General features: G+C 36.7%; 19 protein-coding genes and 1 riboswitch. Of the genes, 18 read left to right on the top strand and 1 reads right to left on the bottom strand.

Annotated elements, in window-relative coordinates; genetic code table 11:
- Positions 1-20: 20 nt before the first annotated feature.
- The 9 genes from AC061E_RS03100 (at position 21) to metF (ending at position 13,165) form a co-directional block, all read left to right on the top strand.
- Positions 21-1,265 (top strand): sulfate adenylyltransferase subunit 1, encoded by a 1,245-nt coding sequence (locus AC061E_RS03100; RefSeq protein WP_236363956.1) that lies wholly within the window; start codon positions 21-23, stop codon positions 1,263-1,265.
- 95 nt (positions 1,266-1,360) lie between these two features.
- Positions 1,361-3,451 carry a ferredoxin-like domain-containing protein gene (locus AC061E_RS03095; protein WP_478284949.1) on the top strand — a complete coding sequence of 697 codons (2,091 nt, stop codon included), beginning with the start codon at positions 1,361-1,363 and terminating at the stop codon, positions 3,449-3,451.
- A complete protein-coding gene (cobA, locus tag AC061E_RS03090; RefSeq protein ID WP_478284948.1) occupies positions 3,444-4,217 on the top strand; it encodes a uroporphyrinogen-III C-methyltransferase in 774 nt (257 codons plus the stop codon). Before AC061E_RS03095 ends, cobA begins: the two co-directional genes overlap by 8 nt.
- 2 nt (positions 4,218-4,219) lie before the next feature.
- Positions 4,220-4,798, top strand: coding sequence for a precorrin-2 dehydrogenase/sirohydrochlorin ferrochelatase family protein (locus tag AC061E_RS03085; protein WP_478284947.1), 579 nt, complete (start codon positions 4,220-4,222; stop codon positions 4,796-4,798).
- 230 nt (positions 4,799-5,028) lie between these two features.
- Entirely contained in the window at positions 5,029-6,081 is a 1,053-nt protein-coding gene (locus AC061E_RS03080; RefSeq protein WP_478284946.1) for an NAD(P)/FAD-dependent oxidoreductase, read from the top strand.
- Between the two features lie 174 nt (positions 6,082-6,255).
- Positions 6,256-6,368: riboswitch (SAM riboswitch) on the top strand.
- A 303-nt stretch (positions 6,369-6,671) separates the two neighbouring features.
- Positions 6,672-7,697 (top strand): homocysteine S-methyltransferase family protein, encoded by a 1,026-nt coding sequence (locus AC061E_RS03075; protein ID WP_478285113.1) that lies wholly within the window; start codon positions 6,672-6,674, stop codon positions 7,695-7,697.
- Positions 7,698-7,736: 39 nt separating this feature from the next.
- Positions 7,737-8,633: an FRG domain-containing protein gene (locus AC061E_RS03070; RefSeq protein ID WP_478284945.1), complete on the top strand. Its 897-nt coding sequence runs from the start codon at positions 7,737-7,739 to the stop codon at positions 8,631-8,633.
- A 392-nt stretch (positions 8,634-9,025) separates the two neighbouring features.
- The gene (locus tag AC061E_RS03065; RefSeq protein WP_478284944.1) at positions 9,026-12,127 is read left to right on the top strand and encodes a vitamin B12 dependent-methionine synthase activation domain-containing protein; all 3,102 of its coding nucleotides are present in this window, start codon (positions 9,026-9,028) and stop codon (positions 12,125-12,127) included.
- A gap of 81 nt (positions 12,128-12,208) precedes the next feature.
- Positions 12,209-13,165: a methylenetetrahydrofolate reductase [NAD(P)H] gene (gene metF / locus AC061E_RS03060; RefSeq protein ID WP_478284943.1), complete on the top strand. Its 957-nt coding sequence runs from the start codon at positions 12,209-12,211 to the stop codon at positions 13,163-13,165.
- 125 nt (positions 13,166-13,290) lie between these two features.
- On the opposite strand, the gene gldA is transcribed toward metF, so the two are convergent.
- Entirely contained in the window at positions 13,291-14,187 is an 897-nt protein-coding gene (gldA, locus tag AC061E_RS03055; RefSeq protein ID WP_478284942.1) for a gliding motility-associated ABC transporter ATP-binding subunit GldA, read from the bottom strand.
- Positions 14,188-14,375: 188 nt separating this feature from the next.
- Between gldA and AC061E_RS03050 the strand changes: the two genes are divergently transcribed.
- The 9 genes from AC061E_RS03050 (at position 14,376) to AC061E_RS03010 (ending at position 22,687) form a co-directional block, all read left to right on the top strand.
- On the top strand, positions 14,376-15,623 hold the full coding sequence (locus AC061E_RS03050) for a dicarboxylate/amino acid:cation symporter (RefSeq protein WP_478284941.1): 1,248 nt from the start codon (positions 14,376-14,378) through the stop codon (positions 15,621-15,623).
- A 388-nt stretch (positions 15,624-16,011) separates the two neighbouring features.
- On the top strand, positions 16,012-16,839 hold the full coding sequence (locus AC061E_RS03045; RefSeq protein ID WP_478284940.1) for a prephenate dehydratase: 828 nt from the start codon (positions 16,012-16,014) through the stop codon (positions 16,837-16,839).
- Between the two features lie 43 nt (positions 16,840-16,882).
- Positions 16,883-18,031 carry an aminotransferase class I/II-fold pyridoxal phosphate-dependent enzyme gene (locus AC061E_RS03040; protein WP_478284939.1) on the top strand — a complete coding sequence of 383 codons (1,149 nt, stop codon included), beginning with the start codon at positions 16,883-16,885 and terminating at the stop codon, positions 18,029-18,031.
- 177 nt (positions 18,032-18,208) lie between these two features.
- A complete protein-coding gene (locus AC061E_RS03035) occupies positions 18,209-19,066 on the top strand; it encodes a prephenate dehydrogenase (RefSeq protein WP_478284938.1) in 858 nt (285 codons plus the stop codon).
- A 166-nt stretch (positions 19,067-19,232) separates the two neighbouring features.
- Positions 19,233-20,315, top strand: coding sequence for a chorismate mutase (locus AC061E_RS03030; protein WP_478284937.1), 1,083 nt, complete (start codon positions 19,233-19,235; stop codon positions 20,313-20,315).
- A 150-nt stretch (positions 20,316-20,465) separates the two neighbouring features.
- Positions 20,466-21,443 (top strand): ribosome small subunit-dependent GTPase A, encoded by a 978-nt coding sequence (gene rsgA / locus AC061E_RS03025; protein WP_478284936.1) that lies wholly within the window; start codon positions 20,466-20,468, stop codon positions 21,441-21,443.
- 31 nt (positions 21,444-21,474) lie between these two features.
- Positions 21,475-21,834, top strand: a complete 360-nt coding sequence (locus tag AC061E_RS03020; RefSeq protein ID WP_478284935.1) for a four helix bundle protein — start codon at positions 21,475-21,477, stop codon at positions 21,832-21,834.
- A gap of 62 nt (positions 21,835-21,896) precedes the next feature.
- A complete protein-coding gene (dtd, locus tag AC061E_RS03015; RefSeq protein WP_478284934.1) occupies positions 21,897-22,349 on the top strand; it encodes a D-aminoacyl-tRNA deacylase in 453 nt (150 codons plus the stop codon).
- A gap of 11 nt (positions 22,350-22,360) precedes the next feature.
- On the top strand, positions 22,361-22,687 hold the full coding sequence (locus AC061E_RS03010; protein ID WP_086452949.1) for a nucleotide pyrophosphohydrolase: 327 nt from the start codon (positions 22,361-22,363) through the stop codon (positions 22,685-22,687).
- Positions 22,688-22,764: the final 77 nt, after the last annotated feature.

Genomic DNA, 22,764 nt, shown 5'->3' with positions numbered 1-22,764 from the left:
CCTGAAACAAAAATATTAAAATGGAAGTTTTAAAAATAGCAACAGCAGGAAGTGTAGATGACGGTAAGAGTACCTTGATTGGGAGGTTATTGTATGATACACAATCGTTGACAACAGATAAGCTGGAAGCAATCGAAAAAAGCAGCAAGCAAAAAGGATATGATTATTTAGATTTTTCTTTGGCTACGGACGGTTTAGTAGCCGAAAGAGAACAAGGAATTACCATTGATGTGGCGCATATTTATTTTTCGACAGCCAAAAAAAGTTACATCATTGCTGATACTCCTGGTCACGTAGAGTATACGCGTAACATGGTTACAGGAGCTTCGACCTCGCAAGTATCGATCATTTTAATTGATGCTCGTAAAGGCGTAATTGAGCAAACCTACCGCCACTTTTTTATCAATAATTTATTGAGAGTAAAAGAAGTTATTGTGGCGATCAACAAAATGGATTTGGTGGATTATTCAGAAGAAGTTTTTAATAAAATCAAAGCGGATTTTGAAGCCTTAAATGCTAAAAGTACTTTCAAAGAACAAAACGTGAGTTACATACCGTTAAGTGCTTTGACAGGTGATAATGTAGTAGAATCATTAGGAGGAATGCCTTGGTACCAAGGACAAACCATTCTGGAGCATCTGGAAGCTTTAGAACCAGCCGATGTTTATGAAAAAGGTAAAGCGCGTTTCCCTGTTCAAACCGTAATCCGACCAAAAACAGAAGAATACCACGATTTTAGAGGTTATGCCGGAAAATTGTATGGAAATAATATCAAAGTGGGTGATGCGGTAACGGTGCTGCCTTCTTTAACAGAATCAGTGGTGACAAATATTCACTTTTTTGATAAGCAATTTGAGGAAGCAACTGTGGGCTCGTCGATAACCATTGAATTAGAAAATGATATCAATGTAACTAGAGGCGACATGATTGTAAAATCATCTGAATTGCCAAAAGTAGAGAAAGACATCAACACCACCGTATGCTGGATGGACAGTAAAAAGTTGGTTCCTGGTGCTAAATATTTTGTACAACACAATACCAACAGAGTTTTGGCTAAGATTGACAGTGTGAAAAATGTGATTGCAACTGATTTCTCAGGAACAACAGAAGCTTCTCAACTAGCCATCAACGAAATTGGCGAAGTAAATATTAAGTTAAGCAAAGCCATTTATTTTGATGCGTATAACGATAATAAATCAAACGGCGCCTTCATCTTAATTGATGCAACAACCAACACAACAGCAGGAGTAGGATTTATAAAATAACCTTTAGCTATTGGCTTTAAGCCTTCAGCAAAAATGTAAAATGAATTTCATAAACAGCTAACAGCCCAAAGCTAATAGCTAATAGCTTATAACAAATGGAAAGTTTTAGAACCGAAATTGAAGATCCGATTGTTCAAAAAGACATAATCGATTTAGAAAGAAAAATTGCTTTATTCCGTGACGGAAAAATTGATGACGAGCGTTTTCGTAGTCTGCGTTTGGCACGAGGCGTTTACGGGCAGCGTCAGGAAGGCGTGCAAATGATTCGTATTAAATTACCTTTTGGTAAAGTAACTAGCGAGCAACTCGTGCGCATCACAAAAGTTTCTGATGAGTATTCAACAGGGCGTTTGCACATTACAACGCGTCAAGATATCCAAATTCATTACGTGAGTTTAGATAGAACACCGCAACTTTGGGCTGAGTTAGAAAAAGACGATGTTACCTTAAGAGAAGCTTGTGGAAACACAGTTCGAAATATTACCGCTAGCGAAACAGCAGGAATTGATCCAGAGGAACCTTTTGATGTGTCTCCGTATGCGCATGCGATGTTTCAATTTTTCTTGAGAAATCCGGTTTGTCAAGAAATGGGACGTAAATTCAAAATGTCTTTTTCATCATCAGATAAAGATACCGGTTTGAGTTATTTACACGATTTAGGATTTATTCCAAAAATTGTAGACGGTGTAAAAGGTTTCAAAGTAATGTTAGGTGGAGGTTTAGGTTCACAACCGAGTCATGCTGAATTGCTGACAAAGTTTATTCCGGCCAATCAAATCATTCCAACTACCGAAGGGATTTTAAGAATTTTTGACCGCTACGGTGAAAGAGCCAAACGTTTAAAAGCACGTTTGAAATTTTTGTTGAAAGAAATAGGGAAAGACGAATTTTTACGATTGGTAGACGAAGAGAAAAAAGCGTTGTCACTGCATACAGTCGAAATTGACACCACTGCTTTTGAGGGTGCTATTGCAGCGCCTTTATTAGAAGTTCCAAAAGTCGAAATTGAAGATACAGTAGCTTTTGAAGCGTGGAAAAAATCAAATGTAATTCCGCAAAAACAAGCGGGTTATGTGGCCATTGGAATCAAAGTACAATTAGGTGATTTTTATACTGATAAAGCGAGAGAATTAGCGCATTTGATAAAAAATTATGCAGCAAACGAATTGCGTTTTACGTTGCGCCAAGATATTTTAATTCGTCATGTAAAAGAGGAAAACCTTCCTTTCTTTTACCAAGAATTAGCCAAATTAGATTTTGTAACCACAGGCTACAACACGATTGCTGATATTACAGCTTGTCCAGGTACTGATACGTGTAACTTAGGAATTGCGAGCAGCACTGGAATTGCAGTAGAGTTAGAACGCGTTTTAACTACTGAATATCCGCAGTACAGCAACAACCGTGAAATTACTATTAAAATTAGTGGTTGTATGAATGCTTGCGGGCAACATAATATGGCCGAAATTGGATTTCAAGGAATGTCAATCAATGCGGGAAAATTAGTAGCCCCAGCCTTGCAAGTTTTATTAGGCGGTGGAAACTTAGGAAACGGATCTGGAAGATTCTCTGATAAAGTAATCAAAATCCCGAGCCGAAGAGGTCCAGATGCTTTGCGATTGATTTTAAATGATTTTGAAGCCAATGCAAACGGACAATCGTTCTTGAATTATTATGACGCTCAAGGCGAAAAATATTTCTACGAATTTTTGAAACCATTAGCCGATGTAACCAATCTTACCGAAGCTGATTTTATTGACTGGGGAAATGCAGATAATTATGTAAAAGCAGTTGGGGTAGGAGAATGTGCGGGAGTTGTAATTGACTTGGTAGCTACTTTATTATTTGAAGCGAAAGAAAAATTGACTTTTGCTCAAGAAGCTTATGAAGATGCAAAATGGTCGGATGCTATTTATTTGGCGTACGCCGGATTTGTCAATGGAGCCAAAGCATTATTACTGGCTGAAAACCAAAAAACAAACCACCAAGCGGGAATAATCGATTTGTTTGATACCGTTTTTGTGGCTACAAATACAATTCAATTGCAATCTTCTTTACGAGAACTTGTGTATCAAATCAATCAAAATGAACCTTCTGCCGAATTTGCTAAAAAGTACATTCAAGATGCCATTGTGTTTTTTGATGCCATCGAAGCGTATAGAAATAAAGACTTAGCTGATGCTTAACAAGAAACAACCCATCGTAACATTAGTTGGTGCAGGTCCTGGCGATCCTGATTTACTGACGATCAAAGGCGCCAAAGCATTAGCAGAAGCGGATGTGGTATTGTACGACGCCTTGGCCAACGAGGAGATTTTGACGTATGCACCCAAAAAAGCCATTAAGATTTTTGTAGGCAAACGCAAAGGCTGTCATGAATATTCGCAAGATCAAATCAACCAATTAATTGTAGACAATGCTTTGACGTACGGTCATGTAGTTCGTTTAAAAGGAGGCGATCCTTTTATTTTTGGACGCGGAAGTGAAGAAATTGATTTTATAGAAAGTTTTGGCATACCTACAGCGGTGGTGCCTGGAATTTCATCCTCTATTGCTGTTCCGGCTTATCAAGGGATTTCATTGACCAAAAGAGGCGTTTCTGAAAGTTTTTGGGTAATTACAGGCACAACTTCTGACAGGAAATTGTCAAATGATGTGGCTTTGGCTGCACAATCATCAGCAACTGTGGTTATTTTGATGGGAATGAGCAAACTCACTCAGATTATCGATTTGTTCCAAAATGAATCTAAAGGTGAAACACCGGTTGCCATTATTCAAAATGGAACTACCGCTCAAGAGAAAATTGGCGTGGGAACCATCAACACCATTGAGCAAGTGGTGACGCAACAACAATTAAGTTCGCCTGCCATTATCGTCATTGGCGAGGTGGTTAAAGAGAGCAATAAATTAAAAGGTTTTTACGAAGAATTTATAGCCAAAGAATTAAAATAACAGTGGAGAGAAACGAATTATATCCTATTTTTTTAAAATTACACAACCTCAATGTGCTCATTGTGGGCGGCGGAAATGTGGGTTTAGAAAAACTATCGTTTCTGTTGAAATCCAGTCCTAATGCCAATGTTGAGGTAGTAGCACCTTGGTTTTTACCAGAGTTAGAAACCTTGGCGGCAAGCCACCCAACAGTGAAGTTGACCTACAAAAAATTCAATCGCTGGATGCTCCGTAAACGCCACATGGTGATTGCCTGCACCGATGATTTGAAGGTGAACAAGAGGATTTATGATTTGTCCCGAAAAAGATATTTGATTTGTAATATTGCTGATACACCGCCTTTGTGTGATTATTATTTGGGCGGAATTGTAACCAAAGGGAATGTAAAAATTGCCATTTCAACCAACGGAAAATCACCCACTACAGCCAAACGATTGCGAGAGTTTTTTGAAGAAATAATTCCAGACGATATCAATAAAATGGTCGATAATCTCAATCAATACCGAAAAACGCTGAAAGGTAATTTTGAGGAAAAAGTTCAAAAAATGAATGAAATCACCGAGACGCTTAAAGCAAAGTAAACACAAGACAGAATCTCAAGTTCATAGAAAAAAGCTAAGATGTAATAGTTCTTAATAATCAGTTTCTGTTTTTTTAACTAAACAGAATGGTGATATTTGTACTCAATTTAAAATAAAAGTATTGAGCTCCTAGGTTCAATACAATAACATATATAAACACAATTAACAATTTCCATTACAGCCTACAATTACAATTGGAAGCAAAACAAAGGATACTAAATTAAATCAAAATGATTAAAACAGACATACTCATTATTGGCGCAGGGCCAACAGGTTTATTTGCAGTTTTTGAAGCAGGATTATTAAAATTAAAATGCCATATATTAGATGCTTTGCCACAAGCAGGAGGGCAGTTATCAGAGTTATATCCTAAAAAACCTATTTATGATATTCCTGGATTTCCAGAAGTATTAGCTGGTGATTTAGTAGATAATTTAATGGAGCAAATCAAGCAGTTCGAACCAGGATTTACCTTGGGTGAACGTGCCGAAACCATCGAAAAACAAGAAGACGGAACATTTATTGTGACTTCAAACAAAGGCAAGAAATTCCATGCACCAGTTATTGCTATTGCTGGTGGATTAGGTAGTTTTGAACCAAGAAAACCATTGATTGAGGACATCGAATTTTACGAAGATAAAGGAATTAAATACTTCATTAAAAATCCAGAAAAATTCCGTGATAAGCGCGTAGTTATCGCTGGAGGTGGAGATTCGGCTTTAGATTGGAGTATATTCTTGGCAAATGTAGCTTCAGAAGTGACTTTGATTCACCGTCGCAACGAGTTTCGTGGAGCTTTAGACTCTGTAGAAAAAGTACAAGAGTTAAAGACTTCTGGTAAAATTAAAATGATTACACCAGGTGAAGTAATAGGTTTAAAAGGTGCCGAACATCTTGAGGCAGTTGTAGTCGAGGAAAACGGCGCACAACGTACCATCGAAACCGATTATTTTATTCCGCTTTTTGGTCTTACGCCAAAGTTAGGTCCTATCGGTGACTGGGGATTAGAAATCGAAAAGAACGCCATCAAAGTAAATAACTCTTTAGATTACCAAACCAATATTCCTGGAATTTTCGCCATTGGTGACGTAAATACCTATCCAGGAAAATTAAAATTGATCTTGTGTGGATTCCATGAAGCCACTTTAATGTGTCAAGCGGCCTACCAAATCATTAATCCAGGAAAGCGTTATGTGTTAAAATATACTACCGTTTCTGGTGTAGATGGTTTTGACGGAACTCGTAAAGAAGCTCCAAAAGCGGTTGTAAAAGCAATAGTGTAAATAAAGTTGCAGAGTTACAAAGGTTCTGAGTTGCTAAGATTGGTTAAAATCTTAGGAATTCAGAACCTTTTTTTATTTTAAAGTTTTGCAACAAACTACCTAAGAATCTTTAAAAAAAATACTTGCAATTGTTAGCGCTATGTCGTTCCTTTGCACTGTTCCTATATTTATTGAAAGTTATCACGAAAGGCGGAGGGAAAGACCCAATGAAACCTTAGCAACCCTTTATTTTTTAAAGAAGGTGCTACATTCTACTTTATACAATCAGTATCAAAGATAGATAACACAAGAATACTTCTACAGTATTTCTCAAACCTTTTCTTGACAACATATCGAATTTTTTAGAGCAGATAAATGGCGCTTTTCAGTCATAATCGTTCCCGCTTTCCGTTACAAACGAAGTTCACTGAACTCCGTTTAAAATGAAAGTTTAGTGAAGTAATCTTTTATTTTTTAAAGAAAAAAATAAAAGGATTTTCACTGCAATCGGGGCTAAAGAGTTAAAATAGTGAACTTTTGTAATTATTATTCAAAAGTATAGATTTAGAATATTTTCTAGATTTTAATTATCATAAGTTATGTCAAATATTATGAAAGCATCAGCAGTAACTCCCCCTTCGGGGGTTAGGGGGGCTCTTTTAGAAAGAATACTCATCCTTGATGGAGCTATGGGAACCATGTTGCAACGTTACAATTTCTCCGAAGAGGATTTTAGAGGAGAACGTTTCAAAGATTTTCCGCATTCGCTAAAAGGAAACAACGATTTATTGTCGCTCACTCAGCCACAAGCCATAAAAGACGTTCATGCCGCTTATTTTGAAGCTGGAGCTGATATTGTTGAAACCAATACCTTCTCAGGAACCACGATCGGTATGGCCGATTATTATCTGGAAGAATATGTGTATGAATTGAACTATGAGTCGGCAAAAATAGCCCGAGAAGTAGCCGATGATTTTACCGCTAAAAATCCAGACAAACCTCGTTTTGTTGCGGGTTCCATTGGACCCACGAACAGAACAGCAAGCATGTCGCCAGATGTAAACGACCCAGGTTACAGAGCCGTAACTTTTGATGATTTGCGCATTGCGTACAAGCAACAAGTAGAAGCGCTTATGGATGGTGGTTGCGATTTACTTTTGGTAGAAACTATTTTTGATACCTTAAATGCCAAAGCAGCACTTTTTGCCATTGAAGAGGTAAAAGGCGAACGTAATCTTGATATTCCAATTATGGTTTCAGGAACGATTACCGATGCATCTGGAAGAACACTTTCGGGACAAACGGTTGAGGCTTTTTTAGTTTCAGTATCGCACATACCGTTGTTGAGCGTAGGATTCAATTGCGCACTTGGTGCCGATTTATTGAAACCGTATTTACAAACCTTGTCACAGAACACGTCGTTCAACGTATCGGCGCATCCTAATGCAGGATTGCCCAACGCCTTTGGAGAATACGACGAAACACCAGAACAGATGCAAGCTTTTATCAAAGAATATTTAGACGATAATTTGGTCAACATTATAGGCGGTTGTTGCGGAACAACACCAGCACACATCAAGTTAATTGCAGATATCGCTAAGGAATACAAACCTAGGGTTTCTAATGCGGTGATGTAAAAGAATAATTTATTGTTTTTAATTATTTATTAAAGTAAAATGGATAAAAAAGCTGAAAGCCTTTCAGAAATAATTGAATTAATTAAATATCAATTTAGTTCATTTAATAATATTGGCGGTATACAGAATTTTTGGTTTAGAGCTGAAAAAGATTTTACTCCTTTAGAAAATAGAGAATCTTTAAAAAATAAAATTGATTTAGTACCTTTTACTCCATTACTCCCTAATGCTTATAGGTGTGTAGGTCGGGTTGATGAAGAAGATTATAATGATATATTTAGGAATACAAAAGACGTTGAAAATAATTTAAAAGCAGAGTTTTTAAGAAATTCAATGATGTTTTTAAATCAAAACAGAATTGAAAATAATAGCTGGAATAATTATTTTTTAATGCAGCATTATGGATTAAGAACCCGTTTATTAGATTGGACCGAAAGTGCATTAGTTGCAATATATTTTGCAGTTAAAGATGATAATAATAAAGATGATTTTAAAATATGGGTTTTAGATCCTCACAAATTGAACCAAACAACATATAGTAATTATACAAGTATTAATTCGACTATGATTTATTTTCCACAAAGTTCAAAAAAAGAAGATTTATATGAAGATGGAAAATTGGTTATAGATGAATTTTGCAGGAAATATTTAGAAATGGATTTTGAATCAAATAAAAAGGCTTTTCCATTAGCAATTTATCCGTATCTGTTTGACGAAAGAATGAAAGCACAAAAATCTTGCTTTACAATTTTTGGAAATGAAATTAATGGTTTGCTAAATAACTCTAATAAGGATATGTTTTTGAGAAGTATAGTTATTGATGGATGCAAGAAAAATGAAATTAAAAAAGAATTAAGATGGTTAGGAATTTCAGAAGAAAGTATTTATCCTGGTTTGAATAGTAATTGTAAATCAATTCAAGAAAAATATAAATGAATTATATCTGCTAGTTAACCCAGCTACCGCGAGCGTCCCGCTCGCAGCATAAAAGTTCCGTAGGAACGACTTATTTTATAGCAACGGATTTTAATCCGTTGGGATGTAAGAGGAAAATTCATTCCGTTATCAATTAGAAAAATGGAATCGTTTCATTGAAATAAAAATGGGTTGAATAGCACAACGCCCGCGTGAGGGATAGCAGTGGCATCCTTTTGTGAAGCGATAGCGGAACAAAAGATAGAACGAATAGCCCGACCCGACTTTTTTTGGAGGGACACGCCCAAAAAAGAATTAAAATAAAATGGTAAGGTTTCGAAAACTTTGCAATAAATAAAAAAATAAAAACTCAGTCTAAGTGTCTTAGTAACGGAGTAACTGAAAATAAAGAAATGGCAGAAAAAAGAAGAAACCTAGTATTATCAGGATTGGAGCCCTTAATCATTACGCCCGAAAGTGTATTTGTGAATGTAGGGGAACGAACCAATGTGACAGGTTCGCGAAAATTTCTTCGATTGATTAAGGAAGAAAAATACGATGAGGCGCTTGATATTGCGCGCCAGCAAGTAGAAGGCGGTGCACAAATCATCGATATCAATATGGATGAAGGAATGCTTGATGGCGCATATGCGATGACAAAATTCCTGAATTTGATTGCGGCTGAACCGGATATTTCGCGAGTTCCGATTATGATTGACAGTTCAAAATGGGAAATCATTGAGTCCGGTTTGAAAGTTGTACAAGGGAAATGTGTTGTGAATTCGATTTCGTTGAAAGAAGGCGAGGAAGCTTTTGTACATCATGCTAAATTGATAAAGCGTTACGGAGCGGCGGTGATTGTGATGGCTTTTGACGAAGTGGGTCAGGCGGATAATTACGAAAGGCGTGTTGAAATTTGTCAGCGTTCGTATGATATTTTGGTGGGAATTGGATTTCCGCCACAAGACATCATCTTCGATTTGAATATTTTCCCAGTAGCAACAGGTATGGAAGAGCACCGCTTGAATGCGTTGGATTTCTTTAGAGGAACCAAGTGGGTTCGCGAAAATTTACCGCATGCACATATCAGCGGTGGGGTGAGTAACGTTTCGTTTTCGTTCAGAGGAAATGATACGGTTCGTGAGGCGATGCACTCGGTTTTCTTGTACCACGCCATTCAAAACGGAATGACAATGGGGATTGTAAACCCAGAAATGTTGTCGATTTATGATGAGATTCCGAAAGATTTATTGGAACATGTTGAAGATGTGATTCTGGACAGACGCGACGATGCGACTGAACGTTTGCTCGATTTTGCTGAGAATGTAAAAGGCGATGGATCTAAAACAAATGAAAAGGCGGTATTAGAATGGCGTTCTGGAACGGTTCAAGAAAGAATCACGCACTCATTAGTAAAAGGAGTGGATGCGTTTATAGAAGAAGATGTTGAAGAAGCGCGACAAGCCGCAACAAAACCCATTGAAGTAATCGAAATCAACTTGATGACGGGAATGAATGTCGTGGGTGATTTGTTTGGTTCGGGTAAAATGTTTTTGCCACAAGTGGTGAAATCGGCACGTGTAATGAAAAAAGCAGTAGCTTATCTTTTGCCGTTTATTGAAGCGGCAAAGCAAGTTGGGGATAAATCTGGGAACGGAAAAATCCTGATGGCGACCGTAAAAGGAGATGTTCATGATATTGGAAAAAATATAGTTTCGGTTGTACTGGCTTGTAACAACTATGAGATCGTAGATCTAGGTGTAATGGTGCCTCCAGAAAAAATCATTGCTGCAGCTATTGAACACGATGTAGATATTATTGGATTGAGCGGATTGATTACGCCATCGCTTGACGAAATGGTGTATCTCGCTAAGGAATTGGATAAAAGAGGACTGAAAATTCCAGTAATGATTGGTGGTGCAACAACTTCGCGTGCGCATACGGCCGTGAAAATTGCTCCTCAATACAGCCAAACGGTAATTCACGTGAACGATGCCTCGAGAGCGGTAACGGTAGCGGGTAATTTATTGGATCACAACCGAAAAATATATGCCAGTGATATTCGTGCAGAATACGATGCGTTTAGAGAAACGTTTTTGAATCGTTCCCGCGACAAGAATTTCTTGACCATTGAGCAAGCCCGTAAAAATAAATTGCAATTGGATTGGGATAATTTCACGCCCGTGAAACCTAAAGTAATTGGCAAGCAAATCGTAGAAGTTGAGTTAGAAACTTTGGTGCCTTATATCGATTGGACACCGTTTTTCAGAACTTGGGAATTGTTTGGGAAATATCCAGCTATTTTAACTGATGAGGTAGTGGGCGAACAAGCGACTTCGGTTTTTGCTGATGCACAAGCGATGCTGAAAGTTATTTTAGAGGAGAAAAAATTGACTGCCAAAGGTATTTACGGCATTTTTCCTGCGAATCAAATTAATGATGATGATATTGAACTATACGAAGCCCCCCCCGCCCCCGAAGGGGGAGCTACTCTCGAAACAGCAAAACAAACTTGGGAAACAGCAAATCCTATTTTGTATGATGTTTTAAAAGAACGCGCTAAAGAGATGAGAAACAAATCAGCAGAAGCTGAGAAAATGCTATGGAATGTTTTATCTAATAGAGGAGTAGAAGGGTATAAATTTAGAAGGCAACATGTAATAGGGGAATATATAGTTGATTTTGTGTGTTTGGAAAAAAAGCTAGTTATTGAAGTAGATGGATCTATTCATAATTATCCCGAACAAATTGAACATGATAAAGAGAGAACTATATGGTTGGAATCTAAGGGTTTTAAAGTTGTTAGATACACTAATAAAGAGGTATTGAATAATTTACATGAAACAATTGAAAAAATCAGCAAGGAGTTGTCTACAAAGGAGATAGTTCCCCCTTTGGGGGTTAGGGGGCTCTTTTTGACTTTGCGCCAACAATCTCAAAAAACCAAAGGAGCGCCAAACATCGCTTTGTCTGATTTTATTGCCCCAAAAGATAGCGGAAAAGTGGATTATATGGGAGCATTTTGCGTGACTACTGGTTTTGGAGTAGACGAATGGGCGGCTGAATTTGAAAAGGATTTAGATGATTATAATTCGATCATGGTGAAAGCACTGGCTGATCGTTTTGCAGAAGCTTTTGCTGAATATCTACACGAAAAAATCCGTAAAGAAATCTGGGGTTATGCCGCTGATGAGAATTTATCCACCGAAGATATGATTGATGAGGTGTACAAAGGGATTCGACCAGCGCCAGGATATCCAGCTTGTCCGGATCATTTAGAGAAACCCACGATTTGGAAGTTATTAAATGTTGCAGAAGAAATTGGAGTAACCTTAACCGAAAGTATGGCCATGTGGCCGGCTTCATCAGTATCTGGTTATTACTTTGGGAATCCAGAAAGCAAGTATTTTGGACTCGGAAAAATTAAAGAAGATCAAGTAATTGACTACGCCAAAAGAAGAAATGTTTCTACTGATGTAGCCATGAAATGGTTGAACCCGAATATTGCCGATTAGGAATTTTGTTTCAAGTTTAAGGTTTCAAGTTACTTGGGAGAACTTTAAACTTTAAACTTGGAACATGAAACAAAAAATAAAATGAAAGTAACACAACATATAGAAAAAGCCAAAGGAGAAACTTTGTTTTCATTTGAAATTATTCCGCCTCAAAAAGGGAAAAGTATTCAAGAATTGTATGACAACATTGACCCTTTGATGGAGTTCAAACCGCCATTTATTGATGTAACTACCTCACGCGAGGAGTTTATTTATGTGGATAAAGGCAATGGTTTATTGGATAAAAAGCTAACGAGAATGCGACCAGGAACCCTTGGAATTTGCGCTTCGATAACCCATAAATACAATGTAGATACCGTTCCTCATGTTTTGTGTGGCGGTTTTACCAAGGAAGAAACAGAGTATTTACTAGTAGATTGTCATTATCTGGGAATCAATAATGTAATGGCGTTGCGCGGTGATGCTATGAAGGACGAACAATCCTTTGTTCCAAAAGCGGGTGGAAATAACTTTGCTATTGATCTAGTGCAGCAAATCAAATTGTTGAACGAAGGCAAGTATTTGCATGAAGTGATGCATGTTGACAATAAGGCTGACTTTTGTATTGGTGTGGCTGGATATCCTGAAAAACATTTGGAATCTCCATCTCTTTTATCTGATTTAAAACGTTTGAAAGAAAAAGTTGATGCGGGTGCTGATTATGTGGTAACACAAATGTTTTTTGACAATGCCAAATATTTTGAATTTGTGTCCAAAGCCAGAGAAATGGGAATTACAGTACCTATTATTCCTGGCATCAAGCCATTGGCGGTAAAAAGACATTTGCAAATTTTACCGCAAATATTCCGAATTGATTTGCCAGAAGATTTAATTGATGCAGTAGATAAATGCAAAACAAATGCAGATGTAAAACAAGTGGGAATTGAATGGGCTATTCAGCAATCCCGTGAACTAAAGGCTGCTGGAGTTCCTGTTTTGCATTATTACTCTATGGGAAAATCTGAAAATATCCGTCAAATAGCGAGTCAGCTTTTTTAGCAATTTATTCTTTATAGTTTAAAAGCTTCCAGCCTCTTGAAGGCTGGAAGCTTTTTTTAGATGATTAAAAAGAGTTTATTTTTTATTCGAAATATATCTTAACACTAAAAACGGAACACTGCTAACTATTTCGTAATCTCTCTAAACACTGCTTCTAAATTTTTATTCTTTTGATTGAGTTGTAAGGTTTTCAAACCATTGTTTTGAGCAAAATCAAAGACAACAGAACGCATGTCTTTATCTGATTTAAAAGTCAGTTCCCACATCATATCGTGAACGTTCACATACGAAACCAGATTTTCAATTTTAGAAATCAATTGTTCTTCGACTTGAAAATCAAATTCCACTTCAATGACTTGTTCCTTATCTTCAGAAATTAAGTTATCCAGTTTTTTATCGGTAACAATTTTTCCATTGTTGATGATGATCACACGATCACAAATAGCCTCAACCTCTTGCATAATGTGTGTTGAAAGAAAAACAGTTTTGTCTTTTCCCACGTTTTTAATTACGTTTCTAATCTCCATCAACTGGTTTGGATCTAAACCAGTTGTAGGTTCATCCAGGATTAAAACATCAGGATTGTGAAGTAGCGCATTTGCTAAACCTACACGCTGGCGGTACCCTTTAGAGAGTTGGCCTATTTTTTTGTGGCTTTCGGTACTTAAACCAGTCAGTTGAATTACCTCTTCGATTCTAGATTTGGCAACTTTGTACACATCGGCGTTAAAGGCTAAATATTCACGAACATACAAATCCAAATACAATGGATTGTGTTCTGGCAAGTACCCAATAGAAAGTTGTACGGCTTTTGGATTGGTGTTTACATCCTGCCCGTTTACCGCGGCAGTTCCTTCATCAGCGGTAATGTAGGTAGTTAAAATTTTCATCAAAGTCGATTTTCCAGCTCCATTTGGACCTAAAAAACCAACAATTTCTCCTTTGTTAATTGAAAATGAAATGTTATCTAATGCTTTTTGAGCACCGTAGCTTTTGGAAATATTATTTACTGCTATTGACATGATGAATTATTTGTTGCAAAAGTAAACAGAAAATGAATGGATTTGTTGTTCGATTGCCTACTAATTCACGAATAATTTTTTCACGAATAGTTGCGAGCACTTCTATTCGAAATGATGAAAAAGAAGCATTGTGATTGCACCGCTATCATTTAGATTTCTATATTTACTAAAAATAGTTCAAAAGACACATGAAAGACATAGGATCAGGAGGTTTCGTGAAAAATTACAAAAGTATTATGCTACTTCTTGGGGGTATCCTTGCAGGAAGTGTATTAGGATTGGTTTTTGGTAAAGAGGTGGAGGTTTTGAAACCTTTGGGAGACATTTTTCTAAATTTGTTGTTTACGGCCATTATTCCGTTAGTGTTTTTTACCATATCGGCATCAATTGCTACTTTAGAAAAAACCGAAAAACTAGGAAAGTTATTCTTAATCGTAATTGGAGTCTTTTTATTTACGGTCTTGGTTTCTGCAATCCTTATGGTGGCAGGAGTTTTGATTTTTCCAATCAATCAAGATATTATCATTTCTAAAATTCCGCTAGAAATTGTAGCCGAAAATAGCACTGGCTCTCAGATTACGCAATTGCTCACCGCGGGTGATTTTTATGAATTGTTGTCCCGAAAAAACATGCTGGCACTCATTCTTTTTTCCTTTTTAGTAGGTTTTGCCAGCTTGCAATCTGGCGAAAAAGGCAATGATTTCACTAGGTTTTTACGATCTGGTAACGAAGTAATGAAACAATTGCTACACATTATTATGCAAACAGCACCCGTAGGTTTAGGTGCCTATTTTGCTTATCAGGTGGGTATTTTTGGTCCGCAACTGTTTGGTGCTTATGCCAAGCCGCTAGGGCTTTACTATGCTGTTTGTGCTTTTTACTTTATTGTGTTTTTTAGTTTGTATGCCTACATGGCGGGTGGAAAATTAGGGTTTAAAGTGTTTTGGAAAAATAATATAACACCATCGTTAACAGCTATTGGTACGTGCAGCAGTATTGCTACCATTCCAGCAAATCTTGATGGTGCCGAAAAAATGAATATTCCTGCTCACATTAGGAATGTCGTTATTCCACTGGGCGCACCTTTGCATAAAGATGGTTCGAGTATGTCATCCATTATTAAGATAGCCGTTATTTTTGCCATGTTTGGAAAGGATTTTACAGATCCAATTACGATACTTACCGCTTTAGGAATTACAGTTGTGGTTTCTGTTGTTGAAGGTGGTATTCCTAATGGTGGCTACATAGGCGAAATCCTGGCGATAACCGTTTATGGTTTCCCCATGGAACAAGCCTTACCAGCGGCAATGATTATTGGAACTTTGGTGGATCCAATGGCAACTTTATTAAATGCTAATGGAGATTTAATTTCGGCAATGCTGGTGGCAAGAATCGCCGAAGGAAAAAAATGGCTTTCTGAAAAAGCACTACTATAAATCACTTTCAATATTGTGTGTTGCAAGATAACTGAGGCTTGTTTGTACTTTACAATACAAGAATTGCTGTTGTATGAATGGTATTTTTAAAGCTTTTTTTTAAACATTACATAATTAATAACCAACTTTTTAGCGAATCTCTTTTTTGTGTCATAAAATCAACTTTTTTTTGGGTGCAGTTAAAAATTATGTATACATTCGCAAAGTAATTAATACAAAAAAACAACAACATGTTGAGTAACCGATTTTATTTTAGCAACTCTTATTATTTCTTCTGGAAGGTAGAAAGGGATTGTTGCATGGTTATTTAATTCAAAAATTAAATTGATACTATAAATATACAATCCCGATGCAAATCGGGATTTTTTTTTGCTTAAAAGTGTGTAAAATGAATACAACTATAGGAATACAAGGCATTATGGGCTCGTTTCATCATCAAGTGGCACAAGAATATTTCAATCATGAATTTATTCTTGACGAGTGTTTGTCTTTTGAGGAATTGGTAGATAGCTTGTTATCAGGTAAGTCAGATCAAGCGGTGATGGCTATTGAAAACTCTATTGCAGGGCCTATTATTCCCAATTATGCCTTAATTGACAAGAATAATTTACACATAATTGGAGAGCATTATTTGAGTATTCATCAAAATTTAATGGCGTTGAAAGGTCAGAAAATAGAAGATATTCTTGAAGTACATTCGCATCCGATGGCATTGTTGCAGTGCATGGATTTCTTGAAAAAATATCCCAATATTAAATTGGTTGAAGACAAAGATACCGCTGAAACTGCACGAAGAATTCAAGAAAAGCAACTGAAAGGAATAGCGGCGATTGCAAGCAAAACAGCTTCGGAAATGTATGATTTGGAAATTATTGCGCCAGAAATCCAGACGATTAAGAACAACATGACGCGCTTTGTGATTATCAAAAAAGAAAATTCATTTGTTCCCGAAAGTGAAATCAACAGAGCATCGATAAAATTTGAACTAGATCACAAACGCGGGAGTTTAGCAGCAGTTTTAAACGTGATGAGCGATTGCAAATTGAATTTAACCAAGATTCAATCTTTGCCCAAAATTGAAACACCCTGGAAATATTCCTTTTTTGTGGATGTCACTTTTGAGAAATACGAAGATTATGCTAAAGCAAAATCATTATTGAATATTATGGCCGAATACTTTAAAGTCTTGGGTGAGTACAAGAATACTAAAATATAAATAGCCTCAAGTTACCAAATTACACAGATATAAAAATTTATACATGATTACCACAGCAAAGCGTCTCCATATCATTGAAGAGTACTATTTCTCCTCCAAATTGAGAGAAGTAAGGCAACTCGTAGCCGAAGGAAAACCCATCATTAATATGGGAATTGGGAGTCCAGATTTACAACCGGCGTCTGCAATTGTAGCTGCAATTGTAGCTGCGATGCAAGATGAAAATGCGCATCAATACCAGAGTTATCAAGGTTTACCGGAGTTGCGCGAGGGTATGGCTGCTTTTTATGCCAAAAATTATGGTGTAGCACTCAACCCTGTAAAAGAAATTTTGCCTTTGATGGGTTCCAAGGAGGGAATTATGCACATTTCGCTAGCTTTTTTGAATGAAGGCGATCACGTTTTGATTCCGAATCCGGGTTATCCAACGTATACATCAGTGACCAATTTAGTAGGAGCGGTGCCAGTATGTTATGATTTAAAAGAAGGAAACCAGTGGGAGCCGGATTTTGAAGCTTTGGAACAATTGGATTTAAGCAAAGTGAAAATCATGTGGATTGGGTATCCGCACATGCCCACGGGATCTCGAGGGAGCTTAGAATTGTTTGAAAAATTAGTGGCTTTTGCTGCAAAACATGAAATTTTACTGGTCAACGACAATCCATATAGTTTTGTTTTGAATGACAATCCGATGAGTTTATTGCAGGTAGAAGGAGCAAAGGATGTGGCTTTAGAACTGAATTCTTTAAGTAAAACTTTTAACATGGCGGGCTGGAGAGTAGGAATGGTGTTAGGAAACGCCAATGCTATTGATGCGGTTTTGAAAGTAAAAAGCAATATGGATAGCGGCATGTTTTACGGAATTCAAAAAGGAGCTGTTGAAGCTTTAAAAAGTGATAAAGCTTGGTTTGATGCTATGAATGAGATCTATAAAAAAAGACGAATTGTAACAGAGGAACTTGCTGAAAAACTGGGTTGTAAAGTGTATAAAGAAGGTGTTGGTTTATTTGTTTGGGCAAAATTACCCGAGGGAGTTACATCAGCAGAGGCGTTTATTGATAAAATCTTGCATGAGAAATCAATTTTTATTACACCGGGAACTATTTTTGGGAGTAACGGTGAAGGGTACATTCGGTTTGCTTTGTGTGTTGAAGAAGAAAAAATAAGAGAGGCAATCAGTCGATTTTCGTAAGGACTTGATTGATTTTTCACGTCGTAGAGTTGAAAAATAAAGATCGTTTTTAAGAAAATAAATGTTCTCGAGAACGAAATCCCCTAGCCCTGATAGCAGCGGAAATCCTTTGCTGCCGGTGTTCGGCAGGAAAGATTGCAACGGATAGCAGGATAAGCTTCGGATAAAAATAAAAAAATGAAAGTATTTGTAATAGGCATAGGCTTGATAGGTGGTTCGATGGTGTTGGATATTAAAGGTTTGTATCCGCACGCCACGATTTATGGGATTGATACCAATGAAAAACATCTAGATCAGGCAATTGAATTGGGTGTTATTGATGAAATGGCAACATTTACAGATTTAATGCATGCTGATTTTGTGATTGTTTCGGTTCCTGTAGATGTAGCGCTAACGGTTGTGCCCCAAGTTTTGGAAGCAATAGGAGACCAAACGGTTGTTTTTGAGGTGGGTTCAACAAAATTGCCAATTTGTGAAGCTATAGCCAACCACGCCAAAAGGAGAAATTTTATAGCCACGCATCCTATTGCTGGAACGGAATTTTCGGGACCATCGGCAGCGATAAAAGGGTTGTTTCAAGGCAAAACAAACATTATTTGTGAGGTAGAGAAAACGACTTTCAAATTGCAAGAGCGCGCCTTGGCCTTGTTTCAAGAAATGGGAATGCGCATTAGGTATATGGATCCTAAATCACACGATAAGCACATTGCGTATGTGTCGCATTTGTCCCACATTAGTGCTTTTATGTTAGGAAAAACAGTAATTGACAAGGAGAAACACGAGCAGGATATTTTTGATATGGCAGGTTCTGGTTTTGAAAGTACGGTGCGTCTTGCTAAAAGTTCGCCCGCAATGTGGACACCCATTTTTAAGCAAAATAGAAAACAAGTTGTAAAAACTTTGAATGAATACATCTCGAATTTATCTAAATTTAAAGAACTGTTAGAGAATGAGGATTATGAGGCAATTTACAATGAAATGGAAAGCGTGAATAAGATAAAAGAAATATTGAACGGGATGAATGTGAGGAAGTGAGTAGTTTTCAGTTGCAGTTTTCAGTTTTCAGTCACAGTTAACAGTAAATAGACAAAACATAATTAGGGATTTATTAGTATTCAGTCATAGTTTTGAGTGATCAGGAAAAAAAAATAAAAAATAAGTAAAAATAAAAAAACTATACAAAAAAATAAAATTAGAAAAGATGGAAAATAAGAAAGAAATGAGAAATTGGTTGGAGGCGTTCAATTTGACTCATCCATTAGTAATAGCAGGGCCATGTAGTGCTGAAACCGAAGAGCAAGTGTTGAAAATTGCACATGAGTTAAAGGATTCTGATGTAAGTGTTTTTAGAGCAGGAATCTGGAAACCAAGAACGCGTCCAGGAGGATTTGAAGGAGTGGGCGAAATAGGTTTGAAATGGTTGAAGAAAGCTAAAGAAGAAACAGGTTTGCTAATGGGAACTGAGGTGGCGAATGCTGCTCATGTAAAATTAGCTTTAGAATATGACATTGATGTGTTGTGGATAGGAGCTAGAACAACGGTAAACCCTTTTGCAGTTCAGGAAATTGCAGACGCATTGGCTGGAACAAAGAAAATTGTTTTGGTGAAAAATCCTGTAAATCCAGATTTATCTTTGTGGTTAGGTGGAGTAGAACGTTTGTACAATGCAGGAATTGAGAAATTAGGAGTGATTCATAGAGGTTTCTCGACGTATGAGAAAACCAAATACCGCAACATTCCAGAATGGCAAATAGCTATTGAATTGCAAAATAAATTCCCTGATTTGCCATTAATTATAGATCCTTCGCACATTACAGGTGATCGCAAAATGATTTTGGAGGTTACGCAAGAAGCTTTAGATTTGAATTATGACGGAATGATTATTGAAACGCATATTGATCCAGATAATGCTTGGAGTGATGCGGCGCAGCAAGTAACACCAGATGCGTTGAAGCAAATTTTTATTGATTTGAAAGTGCGAAAAATTGATGATGTATCTGATGATTTTACTCAGAAAATGAAAAAACTAAGAGCTAATATTGACGTTTTAGATGCCACTTTGCTAGAGCTTTTAGGCAAACGTATGAAAGTAGCTGATGAAATTGGTTTAGTGAAAAAAGCGGCTAACGTAGCTGTTTTGCAAAATAACCGTTGGAATGAAATTTTAGGTAAAATGATTTTGGATGGAGAAACCAAAGGACTTTCAGAAGAGTTTGTTTTAAAATTATTCAAGGCTATTCACCAAGAAAGTATCAGCCATCAAGATAAGGTGTTGAATGCTTAACGAAAGACAATATTTAATTGATAAGCAATAATGTAATAAAATCCCAAGACTATTCGCTTTGGGATTTTTGTTTTAGGATAATACAAAAAAACTCCAAATTTTATCTCGAAGTGTCGGGATAAACTTGAAACAAAATTTTACCTTTGCCCTATGACAGGAATCGTTTATAAATCTACAGGAAGTTGGTACACCGTAAAATCTGAACAAGGTGATTTTATAGAATGCCGTATGAAAGGGAAATTTCGGATTAAGGGAATAAAAAGTACCAATCCCATTGCAGTAGGCGATGTGGTAGATTATGAGCTTGAGGAAACATCAGATGCGGTTACGGGTACCATTTTTAAAATTCATGAAAGAAAAAATTACATCGTACGCAAGTCGGTTAATTTATCGCATCAAATGCATATTATAGCTTCAAATATTGATCGTGTTTTTTTATTGATCACTGTGAACAATCCGCCAACAACTTTTAATTTTATTGATCGATTTCTTGTAACTGCTGAGGCGTACGGAATAGAAACGGTTTTGGTGTTTAATAAAATCGACACTTTTGACGAAGCGACCTTAGACGAACAATTGTACATGCAGCATGTGTATCAGCAAATAGGATATACTTGTTTGCGCGCATCCTCAACCGAAATGAAAGGAATTGAGGAATTAAAAGCCTTAATGATAGGAAAAGTAAGCATGTTCTCTGGACATTCTGGTGTGGGAAAATCTACATTGGTAAATGCTATGGAACCTGCCTTGCATTTGAAAACCAAAACCATTTCGGACGCCAGTAAACAAGGGCAACATACCACAACTTTTGCAGAGATGTATGACTTATCTTTTGGCGCCAGTATTATAGACACACCCGGAATCAAAGGATTTGGGATGGTAGATATGGAGCCGGCTGAAATTAGTGGATATTTCCCCGAGTTTTTTAAATTGAAAGAGCAATGCAAGTTCAATAATTGTTTGCATAAAGAAGAGCCTAAGTGTGCCATAAAAGAAGCCTTAGATCGAGATGAAATTGCTTGGTCACGCTACAACAGCTACCTTAAAATTTTAGAGGGTGACGATGAACATTACCGAACTGACATTCATAACGAAGATCGAATTATAAGCGATAAAACGAGAGAGTAATATTTCAATTATGAGTTATGAATTATGAGTTATGTCAGGTAATACCATAAAAATAAAATCATTTGATTTTGCGTTACGAATCGTGAAATTGTATCAATTCTTATGTACTGAAAAGAAGGAATTTGTTTTAAGTAAACAGCTACTCCGCAGCGGTACCTCAGTTGGGGCGTTAGTCAGAGAATCAGAACATGCGGAAAGTAAATTAGATTTTATTCATAAACTTGCAATTGCACAAAAAGAAGCCAATGTAAGCGACTATTGGTTGGAATTATTGTTTCGATCTGAATATTTGAACGAATCGCAATATGACTCTTTGAATCGTGATATTATTGAACTGAAAAAAATCATAGCTTCAATTATCATTTCAACTAAAAACAATTTAAAAAAATAGCTATTATTTTTATAGTTCAGCTTTCACAACTCATAATTCACCATTCATAATTCATAACTATTTTGAAAGTAGTAATCCAAAGAGTTTCACAAGCTTCAGTCACAATTGATAATCAAATTGTAGCCGATATTCAAAAAGGACTGTTGGTATTGGTTGGTATTGAAGATGCGGATACGCAAGAAGATAGCAGCTGGCTGAGTTCCAAAATTATTAATCTCCGTATTTTTGGAGATGAAAATGACGTCATGAATCTTTCTGTAAAAGATATTAAAGGCGATATTATTGTGGTGTCTCAATTTACCCTTCATGCCTTAACCAAAAAAGGCAATCGCCCATCTTATATTAAAGCATCAAAGCCAGAAATTGCCGTTCCTTTGTATGAACAATTTGTAGCCCAAATAGAACAGGATCTAGGCCAAAAAGTACAAACCGGAGTTTTTGGTGCCGATATGAAATTGGAATTACTAAACGATGGACCTGTAACCATCATCATAGACAGTAAAAATAGAGAGTAATTATATAACCAATGAACATAAAAAACGCACAACTCGAAGTAGACACCTGGATCAAAGAACATGGTGTTCGTTACTTTAACGAATTAACTAATATGGCACAACTTACCGAAGAAGTAGGTGAAGTGGCCCGTATTATTGCCCGCCGTTACGGGGAACAGTCCGAAAAAGAAAGTGATAAAAACAAAGATCTTGGCGAGGAGCTTGCTGATGTCGTTTTTGTAGTATTGTGTTTAGCTAATCAAACGGGGATTGATTTACAAGCTGCTTTCGATAAAAAGATGGATTTAAAATCCGTTAGAGATAAAGACCGTCACAAAAACAATGAAAAACTAAAATAAATTGTCAATTGTAAATTATGAATTGTGAATGAGTAGTAGTAAATTGCGCATTTGGGTTATTTAATTCATAACTCATA

The sequence above is a fragment of the Flavobacterium sp. GNP011 genome, assembly GCF_056428925.1.
The sequence above is the reverse complement of the archived record's forward strand: the minus strand, read 5'-3'. Positions and strand labels throughout refer to the sequence as shown.